Genomic DNA, 22,241 nt, shown 5'->3' on the forward strand with positions numbered 1-22,241 from the left:
GACGGGTGCCGCTAGGAGGCGGCGCCGCCTGACTTCTTGGGAGTCGACTTGCGAGCCGTCGGCTTCGTGGCCGGAGCGGGCTTCTTGGCAGGGGCGGCGTCGGCCGCCTCGTCCTCCCACACGTCCTCGGCGTCGTCGAGCGTGCTCTCCGCGGCAGCCGTGGCCCGGTCACGCGCATCGTCCACCGACGCACGCACCTTGCTCACCTCGCTCGCAGCGGTGTCGCGCACCTTCGCGGCGCTCGAGCCGGCCTGGTCCGCCAGCTTCTTGCTCTGCTCGACCGCGGTGTCCTTGACCTTCGCGTAGGCGGGACCGGCCTGGTCTGCGAGCTTCTTGCTCTGCTCGACCGCCGTGTCCCTGACGCGCTCGGCCGCAGGGCCCGCCTGCTCCTTGACCTTGTCGATGACCGGAGCAGCCTGGTCCGCCGCGGCAGAGGCGGCCGAGGCCGCAGCCTCGCCGGCCTTCTTCGCAGCCTCGATCGCCGCATCCGTCGCCTTGTTGACGTTGTCGCGCAGCTGCTGCTTGAAGTCGCCGTCGCCGGCGAGCTCCCACTCCTCGTCGTCGCCAGCCCACTCGTCGCGGCCCGGGTCGCGACGCGCCCAAACCACCAGCGCGGCGGCGGCGGCGCCTGCCAGGGCGATCGGGATGAGCAGCCGGCCCCAGCTGCGGCCCTGCGGCGTGTCGTCCTCGGCGGCGTGCTCGACGGCGCCCACGGCCGCGGGGATCGCGGCTCCCACGATCGCCGCGTGTGCGATGTCCGCCCAGCGCGTGGTGGTCTCTCCGGCCTTGCGCACGTACGGCTCAGCCTTGCGGGCGCCCGAGTGGTACGCCTTCTTGGCCTTGGGCGTGGCCCACGCCTTGGCCTTGTCGTACTGCGGACCGGCCCAATCCTTGGCCTTGTCGTACTGCGGTCCAGCCCAATCCTGGGCCCGCTTGGCGGCTTCCTTGGCGGATGCTGCCGCCTGTTCGGCCGCGACCTTGGCGCTCGCGGCGGCCTCCTGAGCCTGCGCGCGGTACTGGTCCACGTCGATGTCGTCGAGGGGATTCTTCTTGCGTGCCACTGGGGTGCCTCCGTTTAGCAGGGGTGTCCTGACCTTCCATCTTGTCACTTCACTGTGGGTAACGCGAGGGGCGTGCGAGAATAGTCCGCATGATCGCAACTCTTGAGACCACCGCAGGTGACATCCGCATCGAACTGCTCCCCAACGACGCCCCCGCCACCGTGAAGAACTTCACGGGCCTCGCCACCGGCGAGAAGGAGTGGACGGACCCGGAGACCGGCGAGAAGAGCAACGAGCCCTTCTACAACGGCCTGGTGTTCCACCGCGTCATCCAGGGATTCATGATCCAGGGCGGCTGCCCCGAGGGCACCGGCACGGGCGGTCCTGGCTACACCTTCGACGACGAGATCCACCCGAACAACCAGTTCTCCGAGCCGTACATGCTGGCGATGGCGAACGCCGGCAAGCGCCTCAACCCCATCACCGGCAAGCCCGCCGGGACCAACGGCTCGCAGTTCTTCATCACGGTGGCGCAGACGCCGCACCTGAACCAGGGCCACACCATCTTCGGCAAGGTCGCGGACGACGAGTCCAAGGCCGTGGTCGACAAGATCGCCTCCACGCCCGTCGACGGTCGTGACCGTCCCCTCGAGGACGTCATGATCACGGGCGTCACGATCTCCTAGGGCTCCGCCTCGTGACCCAGCAGCCGGGAGCGGCCGGCGCTCCCACCTGCCCGCGCCACCCGGACCGCGTGTCCTACGTGCGGTGCCAGCGGTGCGAGCGCCCGGCCTGCCCCGAGTGCCAGCGTCCCGCCGCGGTGGGCGTGCTGTGCGTCGACTGCCTCAAGCAGGCGCAGGCGCAGGCACGCCCGGTGCGCTCCCGGCTCGGCTTCACGATGTCCGCCGGCCCGCCCGTCGTGACGTATGCGCTGATCGGGCTGAACGTGCTGGCGTACCTCGTCGGCTCGCTGCTGTACGGCTCGTCCGAAGTGTGGCAGGACGCCTGGGGCATGTGGCCGGGCCTGTCTGACGCAGAGGCGGCGATCTGCAATGCCTCCGCAGAGTTCTGGTGTTATGGAGCCGGCAACGAGTGGTACCGGTGGGTGACGGCGGGGTTCACGCACTTCGGGCCGTTCCACATCGGCATGAACATGCTGGCGCTGTGGCAGCTGGGCCAGGCGCTCGAGCCGGCGCTGGGCCGCTGGCGCTTCCTCGCGCTCTACGCCGGTGGACTCGTGGGAAGCGCGATCGCGACCGAGCTGCTGGGCGTGCCCGGGTCCGTGCATGCCGGCGCGTCCGGCGCGATCTTCGGCCTCCTCGCCGCCTACGGGATCGTCCTGAAGCGGCTGCGACTGCCCTACACCTCGGTGCTGGTGATCGCCGCGATCTTCATCGGCGGTCCGCTCGTGGCGGAGCTGATTCCCGGCCTGGCGTTCTTCTCCGGCCTGTCATGGCAGGGGCACCTGGGCGGCGCGGTCGCCGGCGCACTCATCATGCTCGCGATGTTCCGCGGCGTGGACAGGCGCGAGCGCACGGTCCGCGCCTCCGCCTGACCCGCGACAGTTCGAACCGATTTTGGACGCCCGGCGCGGCGCGTCGCGACCGAGCCGCTCCCCGAGACGGCGTGTCGCGGCGTGGGTGGTGCGCACTGTCGGCGGGGTGGTGCACGCGGACCCCACCCGCGCATCGGCCATCCCCAGGCCTGTCCCCACTGTGAATAACACGGGTGTAGTTATCCCCACCGTTGTCCACAACGGGGGATAACTACAGGCGTGTAACTCGCGTCGCGGCTACTTCCAGCGGGTCAGCAGCGCCATCGACGCGGCCATGAACGCGAAGCCCACGAGCAGGTTGAAGTCGCCGATGGGCAGGGGGTACTGCGCCTTCGAGATGTAGTAGACGACGATCCAGGCGGGGCCCAGCACCAGCAGCGTGATCGCGGTGGGCAGCAGCCACCCAGGGTTCTCGTCCTCGGCCTTGGCCTTGCCCAGCCTGCGAGGTGCCTTGTAGACCTGCTTGTCGTCGTCGCGCTTCTTCCTCAGTGCCACGTGGTGCTCCATCGCTCTGCCGCGGTCCGCGCGGTGCGGACGTTCCTGGCCCCCAGGGTACCCACTGTGCGGCCGATGCTTGGGCGCGCCCCCGTGCTCGCGTACCCTGGACGCACCATGACCGCCCCCACCGCGCCCCCGTCGCAGGCCGAGCGTCCGCCCGCGCCTGGCCGCCCGGAGCGCGAACGCCTGAGCGTGGTGGGAGTGATCGGCGAGCTGCTGATCCTGGCGGGCGCGCTGCTCGCGCTGTTCGTGCTGTGGCAGCTGTTCTACACCGACGTCCAGGGAGAGCGCGCCCAGCGCGAGGTGGTCGAGAGCCTCGACTGGGTCGAGCCCGACGTCGTGGACGGCATCCAGGCCGGCGGTCAGGACGGCCCCGCGACCATTCCGGCGGAGCTGCAGTTCACGGACGTGGACCCGCCCGCGATGGACTACCCCGACTTCACCGAGACCTTCGCGACCATGATGGTCCCGCGCTGGGGCGAGGACTACATCAAGCCCGTGTCCGAGGGCGTGACGCGCGCGGACGTGCTCGATCCCCTCGGGATCGGCCACTACCCCGACACCGCGCTGCCGGGCGAGGTGGGCAACTTCGCCATCTCCGGCCACCGCACCACCTACGGCAAGCCGTTCGCGGACGTGTCCGATCTCAAGGTGGGCGACTCGCTCATCATCCAGACCGAGGACGCCTGGTTCGTGTACAGCGTCGAGGAATGGGAGATCGTGCGACCCACGGACGTCGAGGTCATCGCGCCGGATCCGTATGCGCCGGGCGAGGCGCCCACGGAGCGGATGATCACCCTGACCACCTGCCACCCCAAGTTCTCCGCCGCCGAGCGGTGGATCGTGCACGGGTCGCTGGACTACTGGGCTCCCACCGGCAACGGGGTGCCCGAGGAGCTGCTCGAGGTGCCGTCATGATCTCCACCCGCATCTGGAACGCGCTGCCCGGCCCGGCGCTGGTGAGGCTGCTGATCCTGCTGATCGTGGTGGCCGCCGTGGTGCTGGTGCTGTTCGAGTACGTGTTCCCCTGGATCAGCGAGTACCTTGCCTTGCAGGAGACCACGGTGGAGGAGACATGACGCGCATCCTGGTGATCGACAACTACGACTCGTTCGTCTACACGATCGTGGGCTACCTGCGCCAGATGGGCGCGGAGACCGTGGTGGTGCGCAACGACGCCGTCGCGGACGCCGGCGACATCGACGACTACGACGGCGTGCTGGTCTCGCCCGGTCCTGGCACGCCCGCGGAGGCCGGCGCCTCGAACGACGTGATCCGCGAGTGCGCACGCACGGGCACGCCCATGCTGGGCATCTGCCTGGGGCACCAGGCGCTCGCGGAGGTCTACGGCGGCGTGGTCAGCCACGCTCCCGAGCTCATGCACGGCAAGACGTCCACCGTGAACCACGAGCAGGAGTCCGTGCTGACCGGCCTGCCGTCCCCGTTCACGGCGACGCGATACCACTCGCTCGCCGTGGAGGAGGGCACCGTGGATGACGCTCTCGAGGTGACCGCGCGCACGGACAACGGCATCATCATGGGTCTCCAGCACCGCGACCTGCCGCTGCACGGCGTCCAGTTCCACCCGGAGTCCGTGCTCACCGAGGGCGGGCACCGGCTGCTGGCCAACTGGCTCGAGGTGTGCGGCATGCCGGACGCCGAGGGCCGTTCGGCGGGGCTGTCGCCGCTGGTGCGCCAGTAGCGCCAGCGCAGCCGCGAACGTCGGGTGCCTAGAGCCAGCCGTTCCACTCCACGATCAGCAGCACGGTGATGAGGAATCCCGCGGGCTGATTGAGCCACAGGAACGTGCGCCATCCGCGGTTCGCCTCCTCGCAGGTCTGGTCCGTGACGTTCCAGAAGCGCGCCACCGACACCGCGTAGGCGAGCGGCAGCGCCGCGGCGAGGAGGCCCGGCCACGGCAGGGCCAGCAGCACGGCCGATGCGCCGGCATAGAGAGCGACCGCGAGCCGGGTGGTGGCACGGGCGCCGATGACGGTCGCCACCGAGCCGATCCCGCCCTCGCGATCCGCACGCACGTCCTGCACCGCGCCGAACGCGTGACTCGCCATGCCCCAGAGCACGAACGCCACCCAGATGGGCCACACGACGGGGTCCGCCAGCGACACCCCGGCGAGCACCAGCGCATACAGGAGCGGGCCCACGAAGTGCAGCGCGGAGGTCAGCGAATCCAGGAAGGGCCTCTCCTTGAAGCGCAGGCCGGGCGCGGAGTAGGCGACCACGCCGAACAGCACCAGCACCAGCGTGATCGCGGCGGCCACGCCTCCCTGCAGCAGCAGCCAGATCGCCGGCGGCACCACGGTGATGGCGCTCGCCCACAGGATTCCCCGGTGCACGCGCGCGGCGGCGGCACGGTCCCGGATCACGTCCCCCTCGACGCCCCCCTTGCGCGGATTGGCCAGGTCGGACTCGTAGTCGAAGACGTCGTTGACCCCGTACATGAGCAGGTTGTACGGGATGAGGAAGAACAGGGTGCCCACGATCAGCACGGCGTCGACCTCGCGCACCGCCATGAGATAGCCGGCGGCGAACGGGAACGCGGTGTTGATCCAGCTGATGGGGCGCGACGCGCGCACGATCGCGGCGATCATGCGACGTCCTCCGTGCCGCCGGCGGGCTCGGAGGCGCGCCGGCGTCCGCCGAGCAGCTCCCATACCGTGGGGACCAGCAGCACGGCGCCGATCGCGTAGGCGAGGTCCTCGATGGGGGCGATGGGCATGCGCACGCCGCTGATGAGGGCCTCGTCGTAGTCGACGATCCCGGTGCCGACGATCACGTTGTCGAACACCACCGTCAGCGTGAGCAGCACGGCGGCGGTGAGCAGCAGCGGCCTGGACGGCAGCGCCTTGAGCACGGGCGCCGTCGCCAGGACGAGCAGCGCGAGCACCGCGACGGAGAGCACCACGTACGTCATGACGCCTCCGCTCCAGCGGCGTCCGTGCGCCGCGCGTGGCGTCGCGCGTGGCGTCGCGCGAAGGCCAGCCACAGCAACAGCGTCTGGTAGGTCAGCAGCGTGAGGAAGGCGATCTCCTCGACGGGCACCTCGGGCGCGACCAGCCAGCCGCTCAAGTACGGCGCCTCGCCGATGAAGAAGATCCCGAGCCCCACGCCCACCAGGTCCCACAGCAGGAAGAGCACGACCGTGATCGCGAGCGTCAGCAGCGTGCGCCGCGCGTCCGCGAACAGCGCCACGCGGTAGCGCCAGTCGAGGGTGCCCAGTCCCATCAGGCTCACCAGCAGCGCGATGAGGTACAGGTACTGCGTCACAGTGCGCCTTCCGTGGGAACGGCCTGCGCTCCCATCGCCTTCGCGAGCGCGCCCAGCCGGTCACGGCGCAGGGTGCGGCGCAGGTAGCCGTGCGGCAGCGGGGTGTTCAGCGGCTTGACGCCGGTCTCGCCCAGCAGGCGCTTGGCGACCAGCTCCGCGGAGATGAGGCAGATGGGCACCCCGATGCCGGGAGCCGTCGACGCGCCGGCGTACAGGAGGTTGTCGACCTTGGCGGAGACGTTGCGGGGCCTGAACATGGCGGACTGGCGCAGGGTGTGCTCGAGTCCCAGCGCGCCGCCCTGGAACGCGGACAGAGAGGTGGCGAAGTCCGACGGCGTCAGCATCGCCTTGATGTCCGTGCGCGCGCGCAGGTCCGGAATGCTCGCCCAGTCGCCCACCTGATCCAGATACCGCAGCGCGTGCTGGCGCATCGTCTCGCGAGAGGCCTCGTCCGCGCCCAGCGCGGGGTCCGCGGGGAACGGGACCAGCATCACGAGGTTCTCGTGTCCGTCCGGGGCCGTGGACGGATCGGTCGCGGAGGTGCGCGACACGTACACCGATGCGGGATGCGGCACGGTCCGCTCGTCCATGATCGCGCGGAAGTTCGCGTCCCAGTCCTGCGTGAAGAACAGGCTGTGGTGCTCGATCTCCGGCAGCTCACCCTCGACGCCCGCCATCACCAGGAGGGCGCTCACGCCCGGGCGGACCTTCTTCCACGCGGGCTCGGGCCGGGTGCGGTACTGGGCTTCCAGCAGCTCCGTCTCCGTGTGGTGCATGTCCGCGCCCGACACCACCGCATCGGCGCTCAGGGTGCGTCCTGAGCGCAGCCGCACGCCGGTGGCGCGGCCGTTCTCGACGGTGATGCGCGCCACGTCCGCGTCCGTGACGATCTCGACGCCCTCCTCGAGCGCCGCCCGCTCGAGCGCCTCGATCACGGCATAGAGCCCGCCGCGGGGGTAGCGGACGCCGTCCACCAGGTCGAGGTGGCTCATGAGCGAGAACAGGGACGGCACCCGCTCAGGAGCGGAGCCCAGGAACACGGCGTGGTAGCCCAGCAGCTGGCGCAGGCGCGGGTCGCTCACGCGAGAGCCGATGCGCGCGCCCAGCGAGCGGGTCAGCAGCCCGGCGAGCTGGGGCAGCCGCGGCAGCAGCGATGCGTCGGCGACGGACAGGGGGCGCTGGAAGGTCGTGTAGAGGAAGCGCTCGAGCGCGAGCTCGTACAGTGCGGTGGCCTCCTGCGAGTACTCGCGGATGGCCTGGCCGTCGCCCGGGCTCATCGCGTCGAAGGCAGCCCAGTTCTGCTCCGAGGAGGAGGTGACGTCCAGGATGTCCGCTCCCCGAGCATCGGCCGTCTCGAAGAAGATGCGGTAGCGCGGGTCCAGGTCGATGAGGTCGAGCTCGTCCTCGACGTCCCTTCCCAGCAGCGCGAAGAAGTGCTCGAAGGCCTCGGGCATCAGGTACCACGACGGTCCTGTGTCGAACGTGAAGCCGTCCACCTCGAGCCGGCCCGCTCGCCCGCCCACGCGCGAGTGGCGCTCCAGCAGCGTCACCTGCGCGCCGCCGCGGGCCAGCAGTGCGGCGCTCGCGAGACCGCCCACGCCACCGCCGATCACGATGACCCTTCCCCCGCCCGTGCTCTCGCTCATGACTGCCTCCCCACGATGTTGCGCGCCGCCAGTGCCAGCTTGGTCGGGTCGCTCACGCGCACTCGCGTCGCCACCAGCGCGGAGGCGTCGGTCGCCGCGATCTGGGTCAGCAGGCGCTCGTAGATGTCGATCGTGGTCGCCACCGCGATGCGGGCACGGCGTGGCAGGCCCGGCAGGGTCGCACGGGCGGCGTCGATGTCCGCCCGACAGTCCTCGACCAGCCCGGCGAGCTGGTGGTCGGTGAGAGTGCTGGCGCTGATGCCAGGGAAGTACGAGCGGCCCAGCTGCTCGCTGTCCGCGCCCAGGTCCCTCAGGAAGTTGACCTTCTGATAGGCGGCGCCCAGGCGACGCGCGCCCGCGCGCAGGTCATCGGGGATGGGGCGCGGGCCCGTTCTCGTGTTGACGAACACCGCGAGGCACATCTCGCCCACCACCTCCGCGGAGCCGAACACGTAGCGCTCGAAGCTGGCCTGGTCGTGCTCGGTGCGCTCGAGGTCCATGCGCATGGACGCGAAGAACGGGTCCACCATGGTCCGGTCGATGCCCACCGCGCGGGAGGTCGCGCCGAAGGCGTGGGCGACCAGATTGGTGGAGAAGCGGCCGTCCATGGCGCGGAGCACCTCGGCCTCGAAGTCGTCCAGCAGCGCCGGGGCGTCAGGGCCCATGTACGTGTCGACGATCTCGTCCGCGACGCGGACCATCGCGTACACGGACTCGATGTGATGGCGCATCGCGCGCGGGAGCATGCGGGAGCCGACCCCGAAGGACGTGGAGTAGTGCGCGATGACCTGCGCCGAGGCAGCCTGGGCCGCCTGGTCGTACAGCTCGAGCGAGGTCTCGTTGTCGTTCGCCGCGCGCTGCCGGGAGCGGCTCATGATGCGCGACCGTCGAGCGATTCCACGAGGTCGAGGAGGAACCCGCTGAGGGGTGCTGGGACACGTTCGCGTGCGATGCGCGCCGCCTGACGAGCGTGGCGCCTGCCGAGCGAGGCGGCGCGGGAGCGGGCACCGGTGTCGACGAGGATCTCGCGCACGCGTGCGGCGTCCTCCTCCGTGAGCTCGGGATCTCCCAGGTGGCGCTCCAGCACCGCGAGCTGAGCGGGGTCCGCCGCCGCGAAGCCCAGCCGCATCAGCTCGGTGCGCTTGCCTGCGCGCAGGTCCGACAGGTTGGACTTGCCCGTCACGTCGGGGTCGCCGAACACCCCCAGGTCGTCATCGGCGAGCTGGAAGCTGAGCCCCAGCGAGGTGCCGATGCGCTCGAGGTGGCCCACCATGGTGGGGTCCGCTCCTGCCAGCTGGGCGCCGGCCAGGAGCGGCACCACAAAGGAGTAGGTCGCTGTCTTGAGCTCCGCGACGCGCAGGGCGTCCGCCTGCTTCACGGGCGTCAGGTCGCCATACATGTCGAGCAGCTCGCCGGCGATCGTGGCCCGCACCGCGCAGGTGATGAGGTCCAGGCACGCGATGCGGTGGTGCGCGGGGAGCGTGGTGCGCGAGATGAGGTCGTACGCGCTCGAGAGCGCGAGGTCTCCGCCCAGGAGCGCGGCGGTGAGCACGTGATCGTCCACCTGCTGCGGTGGAAGCGACCGCCCTGCGAGCTCCGCGCGACGGCTGCCCGCGACGTTGGGGCGCCCGCGACGGACCTCGTCGTGGTCGAGGATGTCGTCGTGGACGAGCATCGCGGTGTGGAGCATCTCCATGGCTGCCGCCACCGGCACCACCGCGTCCGTGTCCTCGCCGCCCAGGCCAGCGTAGGAGGCGAGGGTGAGCGCAGGCCGCATGTTCTTCCCGCCCACGAACTGATCGCCGATGGTCTCCCACAGGCGCGCGTAGTCGGGACCCGCCTGAGGCAGCCCGGAGGCCGCGGTGCTCACGTGCGCCGCGAGCGCCTCGTGCACGCGGGGGAGCCGCGACTCGACGAACGACCGCAGGCTGTCGGAGGTCATCACGGGAGACATGATGCTCCCCTCAACGCCGTCGCGGGCATCGCGGATTCCCTCAGAACGGCTCTGCCAGCGCGTGCTGCGGCCATCGTCAACCCACCTGCCCTCGGGGCGTCATGTCCCCATTCTGCCCTGGGATCGACTCTCGCACGGTTCCCTTCCCGCTCGCGGCACCTCGCCGGGTGCGAGGCGCCTCACCCCTACTTCCGGGCGCAGGGGCGGTTTGGATGCAGGCGGTCCTCAGGGAGTTCAACTGCTGGAGGGTTCCGGTGGCCGGACGTTCCGCTCGTGCGCAGCGCGGCTCATCATCCACCAGGCTCCTCGGACACCTCGGGGTCGGGGTCGGGCGCAGGCTCGGGTCCCTTGGACAGCACCAGCGTCACCTGCGTGCCAGGCGCGACCTGAGTGCCGCCGTTGGGGTTCTGCGACTTCACGGAGCCCGAGGGGATGTTCGGGTCGAACTGGTCGGGCGCGTACGTGAAGGTCAGGTCCTGGGTGCCCAGCTGTCGCTCGGCCTCCGCCTTGCCCAGTCCGGTGACGTCCGGCACGGCGACGGTGGACGGCGCCACCGCGACCTCCAGCTGCACCGTCGAGCGCTGCGGCACGCGACCGGCGCCGGGACTCTGGGACAGCACCGTGCCCTCCGCGACGGACGTGTCCTCGACGTCCGTGAAGTCCGGGATCAGTCCGATCTCGGTGAGCGCCGCACGCGCGGCGTCCTCGTCCTGACCCACCAGGTCGGGCAGCTCGACCTGCCCGCTCGAGACGAACAGCGTCACCGAGCTTCCCGCAGGCACCTCCTCGCCCTCGGCCGGCTCGACCTTGGTGACGCGGTTCGCCTCCAGGTCGGGATCGTCCTCCTGCTCGACCGAGGCCACCGTGAGCCCGGCCTCCTCGAGACGGGAGATCGCATCGGCCTGCTCCATGCCGCGCACGGACGGGATGGTCACGGAGTCGGGGCCTGCGGAGACGAAGATCGTGACCGTGGGAGGACCGCTGGCGGGCGCCGATGCGGTGGCGCCCATGGCGATCGCCTGCGCCTCCCCGTCGACGGTCCAGGTGAGCTCGTCTCCCACGGGGGGATCGGTGCGCGTCACCAGGCCCTCGGCGAGGTCCTGGCTGGGCTCGGGCTCGGACTCGACCACGAATCCGAGCTCCTCGAGCTCCGCGCGAGCCTCGTCCTCCTCCATGCCCACCACGTTCGGGATGGTGGCGGTCTGGGTGGTGGGCTCCTCGGGACCGGAGTCGCGCAGGAACAGCCACAGCAGCAGGATGATCGCGATGAGCGCGGCGGCTCCCAGCGAGATCCACAGGATCAGCTTGCGCCGGCGCGCGTCCTCGTCGTCCTCGAGGTCGTGCTCGTCGACCACGTCCACCATCGAGGACTGCGGCGGCGGCACGGCGGCGGCGCCCGCACCCACGGCCGCCCAGGGGGCGCCGGCGGAGGTCATGACCTGCGTCTCGCCGGTCTCCGGACCACCCGGCTGCGCGGGCATCGCCTGGGTGGGCTGGTCCTCGATGTCCTCGGGGCTCAGCTGCGGGTTCTCGCCCGTGCCGGCGCTCGCGGCGGCGGCGACGCCTGCCGCTCCTGCTCCGAACGCGGCGGAGCCCACGGCGATGGCGCCCGTCGAGGGGCTGAGCGGCCCGCCCGCCATCACGGCGCGAAGGTCGCCCAGGAACTCCTGTGCGGTGGCGTAGCGGTGGTCGCGGTTCTTCGCGAGCGAGCGCAGCACCACCTGGTCGAGCTCGGCGGGGACGTCGGAGGCGAAGTCGGATGGCTTGGGCGCCTCCTCGCGCACGTGCTGGTACGCGACGGACACGGGGGAGTCGCCCACGAACGGCGGGCGGCCGGTGAGCAGCTCGAACAGCACGCAGCCCGCGGAGTACAGATCGGAGCGTGCGTCCACGGTCTCGCCGCGCGCCTGCTCCGGAGACAGGTACTGAGCGGTGCCCACGACCGCCTGCGTCTGCGTCATGGTGTTGCCCGCATCGGCGAGCGCGCGGGCGATGCCGAAGTCCATGACCTTCACCGCGCCGGTGGGGGTGAGCATGATGTTCGCGGGCTTGATGTCGCGGTGGACCAGCCCTGCGTGGTGGGCGTAGTCCAGGGCGGTGAGCACGCCCGTGGTGATCTCGATCGCCTCGTCGATGGGCGCGGCGACGTCGCCCTTGAGGATGTCGCGCACCGTGTGGCCCTCGACGTACTCCATGACGATGAACGGCACCGCCTGGTGGGCGCCCTCCGCAGTCCGGGAGGCGTCCTCGCCGGTGTCGTACACCGCCACGATCGCGGGGTGGTTGAGACCGGCGGCAGCCTGCGCCTCACGGCGGAAGCGGGTCTGGAAGGACGGGTCGCGCGCGAGGTCCGCGCGCAGGATCTTGATGGCGACCGTGCGGCCCAGCCTGGTGTCATAGCCGATGTGGACCTCGGCCATGCCGCCGCGGCCGATGAGCTCGCCGACCTCGTAGCGGCCTGCCAGGATCTTCGCGTCGTCGTTCATCAGTCCTTGTCTCCCACGTCGGTGCGTGTGTCGGTCGTCATTGTCCCACTGATCGTGCTGAACGCCCGCGAGGCGGGCCATCGGGTCGTGGTCGGTACTCGCGCGGGGCGATGGAGGGCGGCATGGTGCGACCTCCACCGCGGCGCGTGCGGGCACCGTCGGACGTGCTGGCTGCCTCTCCGCGGGGCGCCGATGCTGCGGTGGGTGCCGAGGGCACCGTGCCCGGCTCTCGCAGGGTCAAGGAGCCCAGGCGCTCGATGAGCTCGCCGGCGGTGCGCGGTCGCTTGCGGGGGTTCTTCTCGAGCAGCTCCTTGATGAGCTGCGCGAGGTCGGGCGACACGGTCGCGGGCAGGGGTGGCACCGCTTCGTTGACGTGCGCGATGGCGATGTCCACGGCCGTGGCGGCCGTGAACGGCCGCTTGCCCACCACGGCCTCGAACGCGATGATGCCCAGCGCGTAGACGTCCGATGCGGGGGTCGCGGGCTTGCCCAGCGCCAGCTCGGGCGCGAGGTACTGCGCGGTGCCCATCACCATGCCGGTCTGGGTGAGCGTGGTCTGATCCATGCTGCGCGAGACGCCGAAGTCGGTGATGCGGACCGCGTCGCCGTGCGCGACCAGCAGGTTGCCCGGCTTGATGTCGCGATGCATCACTCCGGCGTCGTGCGCCACGTCGAGGCCACGTGCGGTCTGCATGATGATGCGCACCAGGCGGGCCTCGTCGAGAGTGCGCTCGCGTTCGAGGATGGTGGACAGCGGCTCGCCCTCGACCAGCTCCATCACCAGGTACGCGGTGCCCTCCTGGTCGCCGTAGTCGTAGACCTGGGCGATGTTCTCGTGGGCCAGTCCCGCGGCGTTCTTGGCCTCGTTGCGGAAGCGCTTGAGGAAGGTCTCGTTCGCCGCGGCGCCCTCCTTGAGCACCTTGACAGCGACCGGGCGGTCCAGCTCGGTGTCCTCGCCGCGCCACACCTCGCCCATGCCGCCCACGGCGAGCAGGGAGCGCAGCACGTAGCGTCCGCCCAGGGTGGTTCCGGAGGAGATGGTCACAGGTCGCCCTCCGCGTCCAGGCGCAGCGCCTCTTCCATGACGGCCTTCGCGATGGGCGCGGCGACCGTGCCGCCGGTCGCGCCGCGGTCGCCGTCGCCGCCCTCCTCGACGATCACCGCGAGGGCGACCACGGGATCGTCGGCGGGTGCGAAGGAGACGAACCAGGTGTGCGGCGCGGTGTCCCGGCCTGTCTCCGCGGTGCCGGTCTTGCCGGCGACCTCGACACCGCCGATGCGGGCACCGGCGCCGGTGCCGTTGCTGACGACGTCGACCATCATCTCCCGCAGGTCTGTCGCGTCCGAGCGTGTCATGGACTCGCGCAGCACCTCGGGCTCGGTGGTGGACAGCACCTTGAGGTCAGGCGCCCGCACGGCGTCGACGAGGTAGGGGCGCATCAGGGTGCCGTCGTTGCCGATGGCCGCGGCGACCATCGCCATCTGCAGCGGCGTGGCGCGCACGTCGTACTGCCCGATGGCGCTCATGGCGGTCTGCGCCGCGTCGGGCGACTCGGGCAGGCGCGATGCGGTGACAGGCAGGGGGATGTCCAGCGGCTCGTCCCACCCGAAGTCGTGCGCCTTGCGCTCGATGACACCCCAGCCCAGCGACATGCCGAGGTCCGCGAAGGCGGTGTTGCAGCTGACGCGCAGCGCATCGGCCAACGACATGTGGTCGCTGGGGTCGCATGCCACGCCGCCGTAGTTGCCGATCGTCGTGGTGGTGCCAGGGAGCTCCAGCTCCTGAGGCGCGTACAGCTCGGTGTCCGGCGTGAATCCGGACTCGAGCGCGGCGGCGGAGACCACCAGCTTGAACGTCGAGCCCGGCGGGTAGGTGTCTCCCGCGATCGCGCGGTTGATCAGCGGGCCCGCCGGGTCCGCCAGGAGGTTCGCGTAGTTCTCGTTGACCACGGAGGTGTCGTGGCCGGCCAGCAGCGCTGGATCGTAGGTGGGGCTCGTCACCATCGCCAGCACCTTGCCGGTCTCAGGATCGAGCGCCACCACCGCGCCTGCGCGGTCGCCCAGAGCCTCGGCGGCCACGCGCTGCAGCGAGCCGGACAGCGTGGTCTCGACGGAGGCGCCCTGCTGCTGCTCGCCGGCGAACAGGTTGCCCAGCCGCGTCCAGAACAGGGAGTCGTCGCTGCCGTTCAGCAGCTGGTTCTCCGTCTGCTCCAGGCCTGTGCGTCCGTAGACGATCGAGTAGAAGCCGGTCGCGGACGCGAACAGCTCGCCGTCGGTGTAGCTGCGCTGGTAGTTGTACGGATCGTCGACGGGAGTCGAGTACACGACGGACTGCCCGTCCACCACGATGGGGCCGCGGAAGTTGCCGAACTCGCGATAGAGCGTGCGGACGTTGCGGGGGTCCTGGTTGAGATCCTCGGCGTTGATGACCTGGATCCACGAGGTGGCTCCCAGCAGAGCCAGGAACAGGACCAGCACGATCACGCTGAGGCGGCGGGCGGGCTCGTTCATGCGCTCGCCTCCGTCCGGGCGCGCCTGGCCTGGTCCGAGACGCGCAGCAGGAGGCCCACGACGATCCAGTTGGCGAGCATCGATGATCCGCCGTACGCGAGCCAGGGAGTGGTGAGACCGGTCAGCGGGATCACGCGCGTGACGCCACCGACGACGATGAACACCTGCAGCGCGAGCGAGAAGCCCAGTCCGGCGGCGAGCAGCTTGCCGAACCCGTCCCGCACGCCGATGGACGTGCGGAACGCGCGCTGGACGACGATGAGGTAGAGCACCAGGAGGGCCATGAGGCCGGTGAGCCCCAGCTCCTCTCCGATCGACGCGATGATGAAGTCCGACTCCGCGTACGGCACCAGGTCCGGGCGGCCTTGGCCCAGGCCGGTGCCGAACAGCCCGCCCGATGCCATGCCGAACAGCCCGCGCACCAGTTGCTCGGAGGTGCCGGAGGAGTACACCTCAGGGTCGAGGGCATGGAGCCAGGCGTCGTAGCGGGAGCGCACGTGGGGGAAGACGATGCCGGCGGCGACGGCGCCCACGCCGAACAGCGCGACGCCGGTGATGACCCAGCTGATGCGCTGGGTGGCCACGTAGAGCATCCCCAGGAAGATGCCGAAGAACAGCAGCGAGGCGCCCAGGTCGCGCTGGTAGATCATCAGCAGCAGCGCCGCGGCCCACACCACCAGCAGCGGGCCCATGTCGCGCGGGCGCGGGAAGCGCAGTCCCAGGATCTTGGGGCCTGCCAGCGCGAGGGTGTCGCGGTTGGTCACCAGGTAGCCGGCGAAGAACACCACCATCGCGATCTTCGCGAACTCGCCCGGCTGCAGGGAGCGGCCGAAGACGTCGATCCAGATGCGCGCGCCGTTGATCTCGACCCCGAGGCCCGGCACGAGCGGGAGCAGGTAGAGCACCAGGCCCACCACGCCTGCGGTGTAGGTGAAGCGGCGCAGCTTGCGGTGGTCGCGGATCACGAGGATCACGGCCATGGCGAGGATCACGCCGGCGATGGTCCAGCCGATCTGCGCGGCGCCGAAGTCGGTCTCCCTGCCCCGGTACTGCGCGTAGGCGAAGTCGATGCGGCGGATCATCGCGAGGCCCACGCCGTTGATCGCGAACACCGCAGGCAGCAGCACCGGATCCGCGGAGGGCGCGTAGCGGCGGATGATGAGGTGGCAGGCGAGCATGAGGGCGGCTGCACCGCCGCCGTAGATCGCGAGCGGCGCCAGCTCCAGGAAGTCCGCGTGATAGTCGACGAGCGCTCGCGACAGGACGATGATGACCCAGGCGATCCCCAGCAGCGCGAGCTCGGCGCGCCTGCCGGTGCGGACCTCGAGCTCCGCGACCGTGGCCACTAGGCCTCCGCCTCGAGCGCGTCGACCACGGAGAACGCGTCCTCGAGACTGCTGGCCCGGATGGTCGCGTCGATGCGCTCCTGCTGATAGGCAGGCAGCTCGTCGAGCGGCACCGTGGTGCGCTCCACGAGGGTGTGCAGCTCGACCACCGGCAGGTCCTGCGGGATGCCGCGGAAGATCGCGACGTTCCCGTTCTCCTCACCCACGTAGTACTGCGTCTGCGTCCAGGCGTACGCGCCCCACGCGCCGCCCACCACGACCAGCAGGGCCACCACGGGCAGCACCCAGGGCCGTACGCGGGGCCAGAGGACCTCCCATCGGGAAGGCTCCTCGTCTTCCTCGGACTCCTCCGAGGCGGACAGGCGGGCGGCCTTGGCTGCGGCGCTGGAGCCGCCTGCGGAGGGACGGTGCCGGTCGCGGGCGGCGGCGCCCACGATCTGCGTCGACGTGGGCGGTCCCACACCGTCGGGCGCGTCGTCGATGTCGACCACGTCGGCCACCACGCACGTCACGTTGTCAGGCGCCCCGGCGGACAGCGCCAGGGACACCAGCGCATCCGCGCAGTCACCCGGATCCTCGACCTCGACCATCGTCTTGTGCAGGGTCTCGCGGCTGACGACGCCGGACAGGCCGTCCGAGCACAGCATCCAGCGATCTCCCGGGCGGGTCTCGCGCACGGAGATGTCGACGGGGACGTCCGCGTCCACGTCGCCCAGCACCCGCAGCAGCATGGACCGCTTGGGGTGATGCTCGGCGTCCGCGGCGCTGATGCGACCGGTGTCGACCAGGTGCTGCACGAACGAGTGATCCGTGGTGACCTGGTCCAGCTGCTCGTCGCGGAGCAGGTAGGCGCGGGAGTCGCCGATGTGCGCCATGGACAGCGTCGAGCCTGCCCTGAGCAGTGCGGTCACCGTGGTGCCCAGCCCGGACAGCTCGGGGTCGTTGCGGGCCCGGTCCACGATCTCCGCGTGAGCGTCCGCGATGGCGTCCTTCAGCTCGTCCAGCGCCTCGTCGGGACCGTGGGACTCCCCATCGAGGGCCGCGAGGCGGCCCACCGCGATCGAGGACGCGATGTCTCCGCCCGCGGCGCCGCCCATCCCGTCCGCGACCACCAGCAGATGCGGGCCGGCGAACGCGGAGTCCTGATTGTTGGAGCGGATGAGCCCCACATCAGAGCGCGCGGCGAAGTGAAGTCCCAGGTACACGTCAGCCCCTCAGCTCGACCGTGGTGGCGCCCAGGCGCAGCTTGTCGCCGCGCTTGAAGGGCATCGGGTCGTCGACGCGCTGGTTGTCGAGGAACGTGCCGTTGGTGGAGCCCAGGTCCTCGACCTTCCAGCCGCCGTCCTCGGGGAAGATCCGGCAATGCTTGGCGGAGCAGTAGTCGTCGTCGATCACGAGCGTGCAGGTGGGCGAGCGGCCCACCAGGATGGGTGCGGACCCGAGCGGGATCGTGGTGCCCTTGAGCGCTCCGGCCGTCACCGCCAGGTGCGCGGCCGTCTCGTCCCGCGTGGAGATCGAGCCCGTCCTGATGCCGGTCGCGGACCTGCTGGGCGCCGCCACCTTGTCCGTGCGCGCATCGGCCTTCCGTCGCGCCTCGCGGCCGCGGCCGCGCGAGGTCACCCGCGTGCCGTACAGGTCCGCGCGCAGCACCCCGATCGCGGCGAGCACGAGCGCCCACAGCAGGATCAGGAAGCCGAATCGCAGGAGGGTGATCGAGATCTCGCTCATGCGGCTACAGGTCCTCGTCCACCGGGAGGCCGTCCCAGTACATGATCGTGGTCCGTCCCACCGTAACGGCATTGCCGTCCACGAGGGTGACCTCGGTGATGCGCTGGCCCTCGACGAGCGTCCCGTTGGTCGAGCCGAGGTCCGTCAGGATGGTGCCCTGGTCCGTGACCTCGAAGCGACAGTGCTGGCGCGACACTCCCGTGTCGTCCACGACGATGTCGGACTCGGAGCCGCGGCCGACCACCGTCATCTCGCCCGTGAGGTGGTAGCGCTCGCCGTCGATGTCGAGCAGCGGGTAGCGCGAATGGTGATCGTGGCTCGTCACCGGGGCGACGGGGCCGCGGGTCGAGCGGCTGCGCACCGCGAGCCGGCCCGTGGACAGCGTCTCGTCCAGGGTCATCTCCACCTTGACCGCGCCCACGAAGCTGTAGCGCTGGCGCTCCGCATGGTCGCGCAGCGCGTCCTCGAGCTCGTGCGCCAGGGCGTCGGAGCCCCACTGCTCGATGTTCTCGAAGTCCGTGGGACTGAGCGCCACCGAGTACTCGTTGGGCACCACCGTCCTGGACCGATCCACCGCGGCCGCACGCGCGTCGCACTCGCGCCGGACCGCGCTCGCGATCTCGACGGGCTTGACGCCGGACTTGAAGGTCTTGGCGAACGCACCCTGCATCGCGTTCTCCAGGCCCTTCTCGAACCGATCGAGGACTCCCATACGCTGAATCGTAGAGGACTCACGGGTCGTGCTAAAGTTGCTCGTCGCGCGCGAGTGGCGGAACGGCAGACGCGCTGGCTTCAGGTGCCAGTGTCCGAAAGGGCGTGGGGGTTCAAATCCCCCCTCGCGCACCCTTGCGAAAGGCCCCCGATCCTGATGGATCGGGGGCCTTCGTGCATCCCGGGCGTGTCGGGAGCCGGTTCGGCTAGCGCGCGGCGTCGACCACCGCGGCGCTGAACGCGTCCAGGTCGTCGGGGGTGCGCGAGGTCAGCAGGGTGTAGCCCTCCATCTCGCACGTGCGCAGCTCCTCGTCGACCCAGGTGGCGCCTGCGTTGCGCAGGTCCGTCTCGAGCGAGGGGTAGGACGTCGCGGTCTTGCCGCGGGCGACGTCCGCCTCGGCGAGCAGCCACGGCCCGTGGCAGATCGCCGCGATGGTGCGCCCCGAGCTGGCGAAGGCCTTCACCAAGGCGACCGCCGCATCGTCCGTGCGCAGGGTGTCCGCGTTGATGGTGCCGCCGGGGATGACCAGCAGGTCATGCTCGCTGGCGTCCACGTCGGATAGCAACGCGTCCGGCTCGAAGGTCTCGCCCGGATCCTTGTCGCCCACGAGGGTCTGCACGGGGCTGACCTCGACGGCGGCATGCGTGACCGGGACGCCGGCGGCCTTGAGGGCCTCGAGCGGCTGCTTGAGCTCGTCCTGCTCGATGCCGTAGTTCGTGGTGATGATGAGCGCTGACATGATGTGCTCCTTCCGTCAGGCCGGAGCATGAGGGGTCGCTCCGGCGCACCCCACCGTCAACGGGCGGCTGGCTGACAGGTATTCCTCAGGTGGGGACGGCCGATGCGCACGCCGGATGGGCGTCAGGCGCTCAGGTCGCGGATGGACCCGCGCACACGCATGGGCATGGGGACCAGTTGGACGCCGTGCGGGCCGCGCTCGTCTGGCGTGGCGCGGTGGTGCTCGATCACGTCGATCAGCACGTCCGCCGCGCGCTTGCCCATGGTGCGGTGGGGAAGGGCGACCGTGGTGAGGCCCGGTCGCAGCCAGCCGGCGATCGACGCATCGTCGAAGGACACCACCGAGACGTCATCCGGGATGCGCAGGCCGTGATCCTGGAGCGCCTGGTAAACGCCCATCGCGAGGCGGTCGTTGAAGCACACGATCGCGCCTGGCGTGCCCGACTCGAGGATGCTCTCGACCGCGGCATAGCCCTCGGGGGGCAGCCACTGGTTGATGGCGCGCCCGGACGCGGGCTCGAGGCCATGCGCCGTGAGCACCTCGAGGATGCCGTCGAGACGGAGCTTGGCGGCGACGGAGATGGTGCGGACGTCCTCGCGTCCGGGCCCGGAGCCCACGAGGTGGATGTCGCGGTGACCCGCGTCGATGAGGGCGGCGGCGGCGTCCCTGCCGGCCTGGAGCTCGTCGGGCAGGACCACCGGCAGGTCGCCGCAGTCGTCGACGGCGATGTTGAGCAGCACGGCGGGAGTCTGGTCGAGGCCGTCGGGCAGCTCGCGGCCATGGGTCAGCAGCGCCGCGAGGATCACGCCGTCCACCTGGCGGTCCACCATCGCCTCGAGCAGCTGGCGCTCGAGGGTGACGTTGCCGCCGGTCTCGCCCACGAACACCATGAACCCGCGGTCTCGCGCGGCCTCGATCGCGCCCTTGATCATCTCGCCCGCGAGGCGGGACGAGGCGACCGAGTCCGAGATGAAGCCCAACGTGCTGGTGCGGCCCTTGCGCAGGCCCACGGACACGGCGTTGGGGCGGTAGCCCAGGCGCTCCGCAGCGGCCTGCACGCGCTCCTGGGCGGCGGCGGAGATGCGGACGTCCGCTGCGCGCCCGCCGAGCACGAGGGAGGCCGTGGACACCGCTACGCCCGCCTCCGCCGCCACCTGGGCGAGCGTGACCCGCTTGCGCACCACCGCGCCCTCCTCGTCGTCTCCGGCCGATGCGCGATCGCGCGATCGTCAGGGCACAACCATAACGATTTAGCCACCGAGCCGCCGCTGGGTTGACATCGATGCGCACGATGCCGCACGCTAGCGGTTGCTAGTTCGTTTTAGCACCGACTTCCGCAGGCCGCGGACCTCAGTAGGAATCGAAAGGAGACAAGGATGTCTCAGACATCTCAGAACCGAGCCTCAGCTCCGCGCAGTCGCGTGGTGGCATCGGTCGCATTCGGCATGGCGGGTGCTCTCGCACTCGCCGCCTGCTCCCCTCCCGGCGGCGACGCCGAGCCCGAGGCGGACCAGACGACGGCAGCACCCGACTCCAGCGTGACCGAGGGCCCCGCGGGCGAGGTCTCGTGCGGCACCGAGGAGGTGACTCTCGAGGCGTACGTGGAGACCGGCTTCCCGCTCTTCGGCGAGCTCGCCGCAGAGTTCGAGGCGCAGCACGACAACGTGACCTTCAACATCCGCGAGGACCAGTTCGCGGTCATCACCCAGAACGCGCCGCGCATCCTGGCGGACTCGGAGACCGACATCATGCGCCTGCCGCAGATGTCCGAGCTCGCGAGCCAGGGCCTGCTCCTGGACCTGGACTCCTACGCCGAGTCCTTTGGCTGGGACCAGTGGCCGTCCTCGCAGCTCGAGCAGATGCGCGTCGACTCTGAGGGGCGTCGTGGCTCCGGCCCTCTCTACGCCATGGGCGTCAACTTCTCGATGACGGGCGTGTTCTACAACAAGGAGCTCGCCGAGCAGATCGGCATGACCGAGCCGCCCGCGACGCTCGCCGAGTTCGACGAGTACCTGCAGGCCGCAGCCGATGCCGGCCTCACGCCCATCAACCAGTTCAACGGTGGCGCCACCGGTGGCCTCGCGTTCCCGCTCCAGGGCCTCATGGCCTCGTACGGACCGCCCAGCGAGATCAACTCCTGGATCTACCTCCAGGACGGCGCCACCATCGACACGGACACCAACCTCGAGGCCGCTCAGCACCTGAACGGCTGGATCGAGTCGGGCTACTTCGCTGACGACATCAACGCGATCGACTACTCGCAGATGATGAGCCGCTTCATCGGAGGCGAGTCGGTGTTCATCTTCAACGGCGACTGGGAGTCCGGCAACCTCGACGCCCAGATGCCGGGCAACGTGGGCTTCTTCCTCATGCCCCCGCTCGAGGAGGGCGGCCAGCTGGGCGCCATGTCCGCACCGCTCACCTACGGTGTCTCCGCGAACGCGGCGAACCCGGACTGCGCCGCGACCTTCCTCAACTGGGTCGCCACGGATGAGACGGCTCGCACCATCGCCGTCGAGGTCGGCGGCTCGCACCCGATGGGCCCGGCGGACGCCTTCATGCCCGAGGTCGACCCGAACTCGGTGACCGCGCAGACCCTCGAGGCCGGCGCGATCGTGGGCGAGAACAACGGCGCGATGGACTTCATCGCCAACGCGACGGGCGCCATCTACGCCGAGAGCTGGACCCCCAACCTCCAGCGCATGGTCGCGGGAGAGCAGACGCCCGAGGGCCTGCTCGAGTCCGTCCAGTCCGACTACCTCGAGCAGATCGGCGGCTGA

General features: G+C 70.5%; 23 protein-coding genes and 1 tRNA gene. 7 read left to right on the forward strand and 17 right to left on the reverse strand.

Translation table 11 applies throughout. From position 1 onward, the window contains the following. Positions 1–11 precede the first annotated feature (11 nt). The gene (locus Dac01nite_RS04295; protein WP_203653605.1) at positions 12–1,061 is read right to left on the reverse strand and encodes a hypothetical protein; all 1,050 of its coding nucleotides are present in this window, start codon (positions 1,059–1,061) and stop codon (positions 12–14) included. Positions 1,062–1,150: 89 nt separating this feature from the next. On the opposite strand from Dac01nite_RS04295, the gene Dac01nite_RS04300 reads away from it, so the two are divergent. Next, entirely contained in the window at positions 1,151–1,687 is a 537-nt protein-coding gene (locus Dac01nite_RS04300) for a peptidylprolyl isomerase (RefSeq protein ID WP_203653606.1), read from the forward strand. 11 nt (positions 1,688–1,698) lie between these two features. Continuing rightward, positions 1,699–2,556: a rhomboid family intramembrane serine protease gene (locus tag Dac01nite_RS04305; RefSeq protein WP_203653608.1), complete on the forward strand. Its 858-nt coding sequence runs from the start codon at positions 1,699–1,701 to the stop codon at positions 2,554–2,556. A gap of 237 nt (positions 2,557–2,793) precedes the next feature. Here Dac01nite_RS04305 and Dac01nite_RS04310 read toward each other — a convergent pair whose 3' ends face one another. After that, complete coding sequence (locus Dac01nite_RS04310) at positions 2,794–3,051, reverse strand: cell division protein CrgA (protein ID WP_239066496.1); 258 nt, start codon at positions 3,049–3,051, stop codon at positions 2,794–2,796. A gap of 117 nt (positions 3,052–3,168) precedes the next feature. On the opposite strand from Dac01nite_RS04310, the gene Dac01nite_RS04315 reads away from it, so the two are divergent. From Dac01nite_RS04315 to Dac01nite_RS04325, 3 genes are read left to right on the forward strand one after another with little or no spacing between them, the layout of a single operon-like run. Beyond that, positions 3,169–3,972 (forward strand): class E sortase, encoded by an 804-nt coding sequence (locus Dac01nite_RS04315; protein WP_239066497.1) that lies wholly within the window; start codon positions 3,169–3,171, stop codon positions 3,970–3,972. Beyond that, entirely contained in the window at positions 3,969–4,133 is a 165-nt protein-coding gene (locus Dac01nite_RS04320) for a hypothetical protein (RefSeq protein WP_203653774.1), read from the forward strand. Before Dac01nite_RS04315 ends, Dac01nite_RS04320 begins: the two co-directional genes overlap by 4 nt. Then, entirely contained in the window at positions 4,130–4,756 is a 627-nt protein-coding gene (locus Dac01nite_RS04325; RefSeq protein ID WP_203653613.1) for an aminodeoxychorismate/anthranilate synthase component II, read from the forward strand. Before Dac01nite_RS04320 ends, Dac01nite_RS04325 begins: the two co-directional genes overlap by 4 nt. Before the next feature lie 28 nt (positions 4,757–4,784). Here the strand turns inward: Dac01nite_RS04325 and Dac01nite_RS04330 are convergent, their stop codons facing one another. The 13 genes from Dac01nite_RS04330 to Dac01nite_RS04390 all read right to left on the reverse strand — a co-directional run bounded on the left by Dac01nite_RS04330 (position 4,785) and on the right by Dac01nite_RS04390 (position 18,722). Beyond that, positions 4,785–5,663, reverse strand: coding sequence for a prenyltransferase (locus Dac01nite_RS04330; RefSeq protein ID WP_308438270.1), 879 nt, complete (start codon positions 5,661–5,663; stop codon positions 4,785–4,787). Then, positions 5,660–5,986 (reverse strand): lycopene cyclase domain-containing protein, encoded by a 327-nt coding sequence (locus Dac01nite_RS04335; RefSeq protein ID WP_203653615.1) that lies wholly within the window; start codon positions 5,984–5,986, stop codon positions 5,660–5,662. The genes Dac01nite_RS04330 and Dac01nite_RS04335 overlap by 4 nt, the downstream gene beginning before the upstream one ends. Continuing rightward, positions 5,983–6,339: a lycopene cyclase domain-containing protein gene (locus Dac01nite_RS04340; RefSeq protein WP_239066498.1), complete on the reverse strand. Its 357-nt coding sequence runs from the start codon at positions 6,337–6,339 to the stop codon at positions 5,983–5,985. Before Dac01nite_RS04340 ends, Dac01nite_RS04335 begins: the two co-directional genes overlap by 4 nt. Continuing rightward, positions 6,336–7,985, reverse strand: coding sequence for a phytoene desaturase family protein (crtI, locus tag Dac01nite_RS04345; protein ID WP_203653616.1), 1,650 nt, complete (start codon positions 7,983–7,985; stop codon positions 6,336–6,338). Before crtI ends, Dac01nite_RS04340 begins: the two co-directional genes overlap by 4 nt. Beyond that, positions 7,982–8,860, reverse strand: a complete 879-nt coding sequence (locus Dac01nite_RS04350) for a phytoene/squalene synthase family protein (RefSeq protein ID WP_203653618.1) — start codon at positions 8,858–8,860, stop codon at positions 7,982–7,984. Before Dac01nite_RS04350 ends, crtI begins: the two co-directional genes overlap by 4 nt. Then, positions 8,857–9,939 carry a polyprenyl synthetase family protein gene (locus Dac01nite_RS04355; protein ID WP_203653620.1) on the reverse strand — a complete coding sequence of 361 codons (1,083 nt, stop codon included), beginning with the start codon at positions 9,937–9,939 and terminating at the stop codon, positions 8,857–8,859. The genes Dac01nite_RS04350 and Dac01nite_RS04355 overlap by 4 nt, the downstream gene beginning before the upstream one ends. A 290-nt stretch (positions 9,940–10,229) precedes the next feature. Then, on the reverse strand, positions 10,230–12,425 hold the full coding sequence (pknB, locus tag Dac01nite_RS04360) for a Stk1 family PASTA domain-containing Ser/Thr kinase (RefSeq protein ID WP_203653622.1): 2,196 nt from the start codon (positions 12,423–12,425) through the stop codon (positions 10,230–10,232). A gap of 37 nt (positions 12,426–12,462) precedes the next feature. Beyond that, positions 12,463–13,470 carry a serine/threonine-protein kinase gene (locus tag Dac01nite_RS04365; RefSeq protein ID WP_239066499.1) on the reverse strand — a complete coding sequence of 336 codons (1,008 nt, stop codon included), beginning with the start codon at positions 13,468–13,470 and terminating at the stop codon, positions 12,463–12,465. Next, positions 13,467–14,936, reverse strand: a complete 1,470-nt coding sequence (locus Dac01nite_RS04370) for a peptidoglycan D,D-transpeptidase FtsI family protein (protein ID WP_203653624.1) — start codon at positions 14,934–14,936, stop codon at positions 13,467–13,469. Before Dac01nite_RS04370 ends, Dac01nite_RS04365 begins: the two co-directional genes overlap by 4 nt. Further along, positions 14,933–16,282: an FtsW/RodA/SpoVE family cell cycle protein gene (locus tag Dac01nite_RS04375; protein WP_203653626.1), complete on the reverse strand. Its 1,350-nt coding sequence runs from the start codon at positions 16,280–16,282 to the stop codon at positions 14,933–14,935. The genes Dac01nite_RS04370 and Dac01nite_RS04375 overlap by 4 nt, the downstream gene beginning before the upstream one ends. Continuing rightward, positions 16,282–17,487: a PP2C family protein-serine/threonine phosphatase gene (locus tag Dac01nite_RS04380; RefSeq protein WP_203653627.1), complete on the reverse strand. Its 1,206-nt coding sequence runs from the start codon at positions 17,485–17,487 to the stop codon at positions 16,282–16,284. The genes Dac01nite_RS04375 and Dac01nite_RS04380 overlap by 1 nt, the downstream gene beginning before the upstream one ends. A 1-nt stretch (position 17,488) precedes the next feature. Further along, complete coding sequence (locus tag Dac01nite_RS04385; RefSeq protein ID WP_203653629.1) at positions 17,489–18,010, reverse strand: FHA domain-containing protein FhaB/FipA; 522 nt, start codon at positions 18,008–18,010, stop codon at positions 17,489–17,491. A 4-nt stretch (positions 18,011–18,014) separates the two neighbouring features. Then, positions 18,015–18,722 carry an FHA domain-containing protein gene (locus tag Dac01nite_RS04390; RefSeq protein ID WP_203653631.1) on the reverse strand — a complete coding sequence of 236 codons (708 nt, stop codon included), beginning with the start codon at positions 18,720–18,722 and terminating at the stop codon, positions 18,015–18,017. A 48-nt stretch (positions 18,723–18,770) separates the two neighbouring features. Here Dac01nite_RS04390 and Dac01nite_RS04395 point away from each other — a divergent pair. After that, a tRNA-Leu gene (locus Dac01nite_RS04395) sits at positions 18,771–18,853 on the forward strand. Between the two features lie 74 nt (positions 18,854–18,927). On the opposite strand, the gene Dac01nite_RS04400 is transcribed toward Dac01nite_RS04395, so the two are convergent. Both Dac01nite_RS04400 and Dac01nite_RS04405 read right to left on the reverse strand, forming a co-directional pair. Further along, complete coding sequence (locus tag Dac01nite_RS04400; protein WP_203653632.1) at positions 18,928–19,461, reverse strand: type 1 glutamine amidotransferase domain-containing protein; 534 nt, start codon at positions 19,459–19,461, stop codon at positions 18,928–18,930. A 122-nt stretch (positions 19,462–19,583) separates the two neighbouring features. Beyond that, positions 19,584–20,645, reverse strand: coding sequence for a LacI family DNA-binding transcriptional regulator (locus Dac01nite_RS04405; protein ID WP_203653633.1), 1,062 nt, complete (start codon positions 20,643–20,645; stop codon positions 19,584–19,586). A gap of 192 nt (positions 20,646–20,837) precedes the next feature. Here Dac01nite_RS04405 and Dac01nite_RS04410 point away from each other — a divergent pair, with 192 nt between their 5' ends. Further along, positions 20,838–22,241, forward strand: a complete 1,404-nt coding sequence (locus Dac01nite_RS04410; protein ID WP_203653634.1) for an ABC transporter substrate-binding protein — start codon at positions 20,838–20,840, stop codon at positions 22,239–22,241.

This window comes from Demequina activiva, from assembly GCF_016862815.1.
GTDB lineage: Bacteria > Actinomycetota > Actinomycetes > Actinomycetales > Demequinaceae > Demequina > Demequina activiva.

Bases quoted from the DNA above. Each gene is read 5' to 3' on its own strand.
- Dac01nite_RS04315 (WP_239066497.1), top strand. From the start codon at position 3,169: ATGACCGCCCCCACCGCGCCCCCGTCGCAGGCCGAGCGTCCGCCCGCG.
- Dac01nite_RS04300 (WP_203653606.1), top strand. From the start codon at position 1,151: ATGATCGCAACTCTTGAGACCACCGCAGGTGACATCCGCATCGAACTG.
- Dac01nite_RS04320 (WP_203653774.1), top strand. From the start codon at position 3,969: ATGATCTCCACCCGCATCTGGAACGCGCTGCCCGGCCCGGCGCTGGTG.
- Dac01nite_RS04385 (WP_203653629.1), bottom strand. From the start codon at position 18,010: ATGAGCGAGATCTCGATCACCCTCCTGCGATTCGGCTTCCTGATCCTG.
- Dac01nite_RS04400 (WP_203653632.1), bottom strand. From the start codon at position 19,461: ATGTCAGCGCTCATCATCACCACGAACTACGGCATCGAGCAGGACGAG.
- Dac01nite_RS04325 (WP_203653613.1), top strand. From the start codon at position 4,130: ATGACGCGCATCCTGGTGATCGACAACTACGACTCGTTCGTCTACACG.
- Dac01nite_RS04355 (WP_203653620.1), bottom strand. From the start codon at position 9,939: ATGTCTCCCGTGATGACCTCCGACAGCCTGCGGTCGTTCGTCGAGTCG.
- Dac01nite_RS04350 (WP_203653618.1), bottom strand. From the start codon at position 8,860: ATGAGCCGCTCCCGGCAGCGCGCGGCGAACGACAACGAGACCTCGCTC.
- Dac01nite_RS04335 (WP_203653615.1), bottom strand. From the start codon at position 5,986: ATGACGTACGTGGTGCTCTCCGTCGCGGTGCTCGCGCTGCTCGTCCTG.
- Dac01nite_RS04390 (WP_203653631.1), bottom strand. From the start codon at position 18,722: ATGGGAGTCCTCGATCGGTTCGAGAAGGGCCTGGAGAACGCGATGCAG.
- Dac01nite_RS04370 (WP_203653624.1), bottom strand. From the start codon at position 14,936: ATGAACGAGCCCGCCCGCCGCCTCAGCGTGATCGTGCTGGTCCTGTTC.
- crtI (WP_203653616.1), bottom strand. From the start codon at position 7,985: ATGAGCGAGAGCACGGGCGGGGGAAGGGTCATCGTGATCGGCGGTGGC.
- Dac01nite_RS04330 (WP_308438270.1), bottom strand. From the start codon at position 5,663: ATGATCGCCGCGATCGTGCGCGCGTCGCGCCCCATCAGCTGGATCAAC.
- Dac01nite_RS04410 (WP_203653634.1), top strand. From the start codon at position 20,838: ATGTCTCAGACATCTCAGAACCGAGCCTCAGCTCCGCGCAGTCGCGTG.
- pknB (WP_203653622.1), bottom strand. From the start codon at position 12,425: ATGAACGACGACGCGAAGATCCTGGCAGGCCGCTACGAGGTCGGCGAG.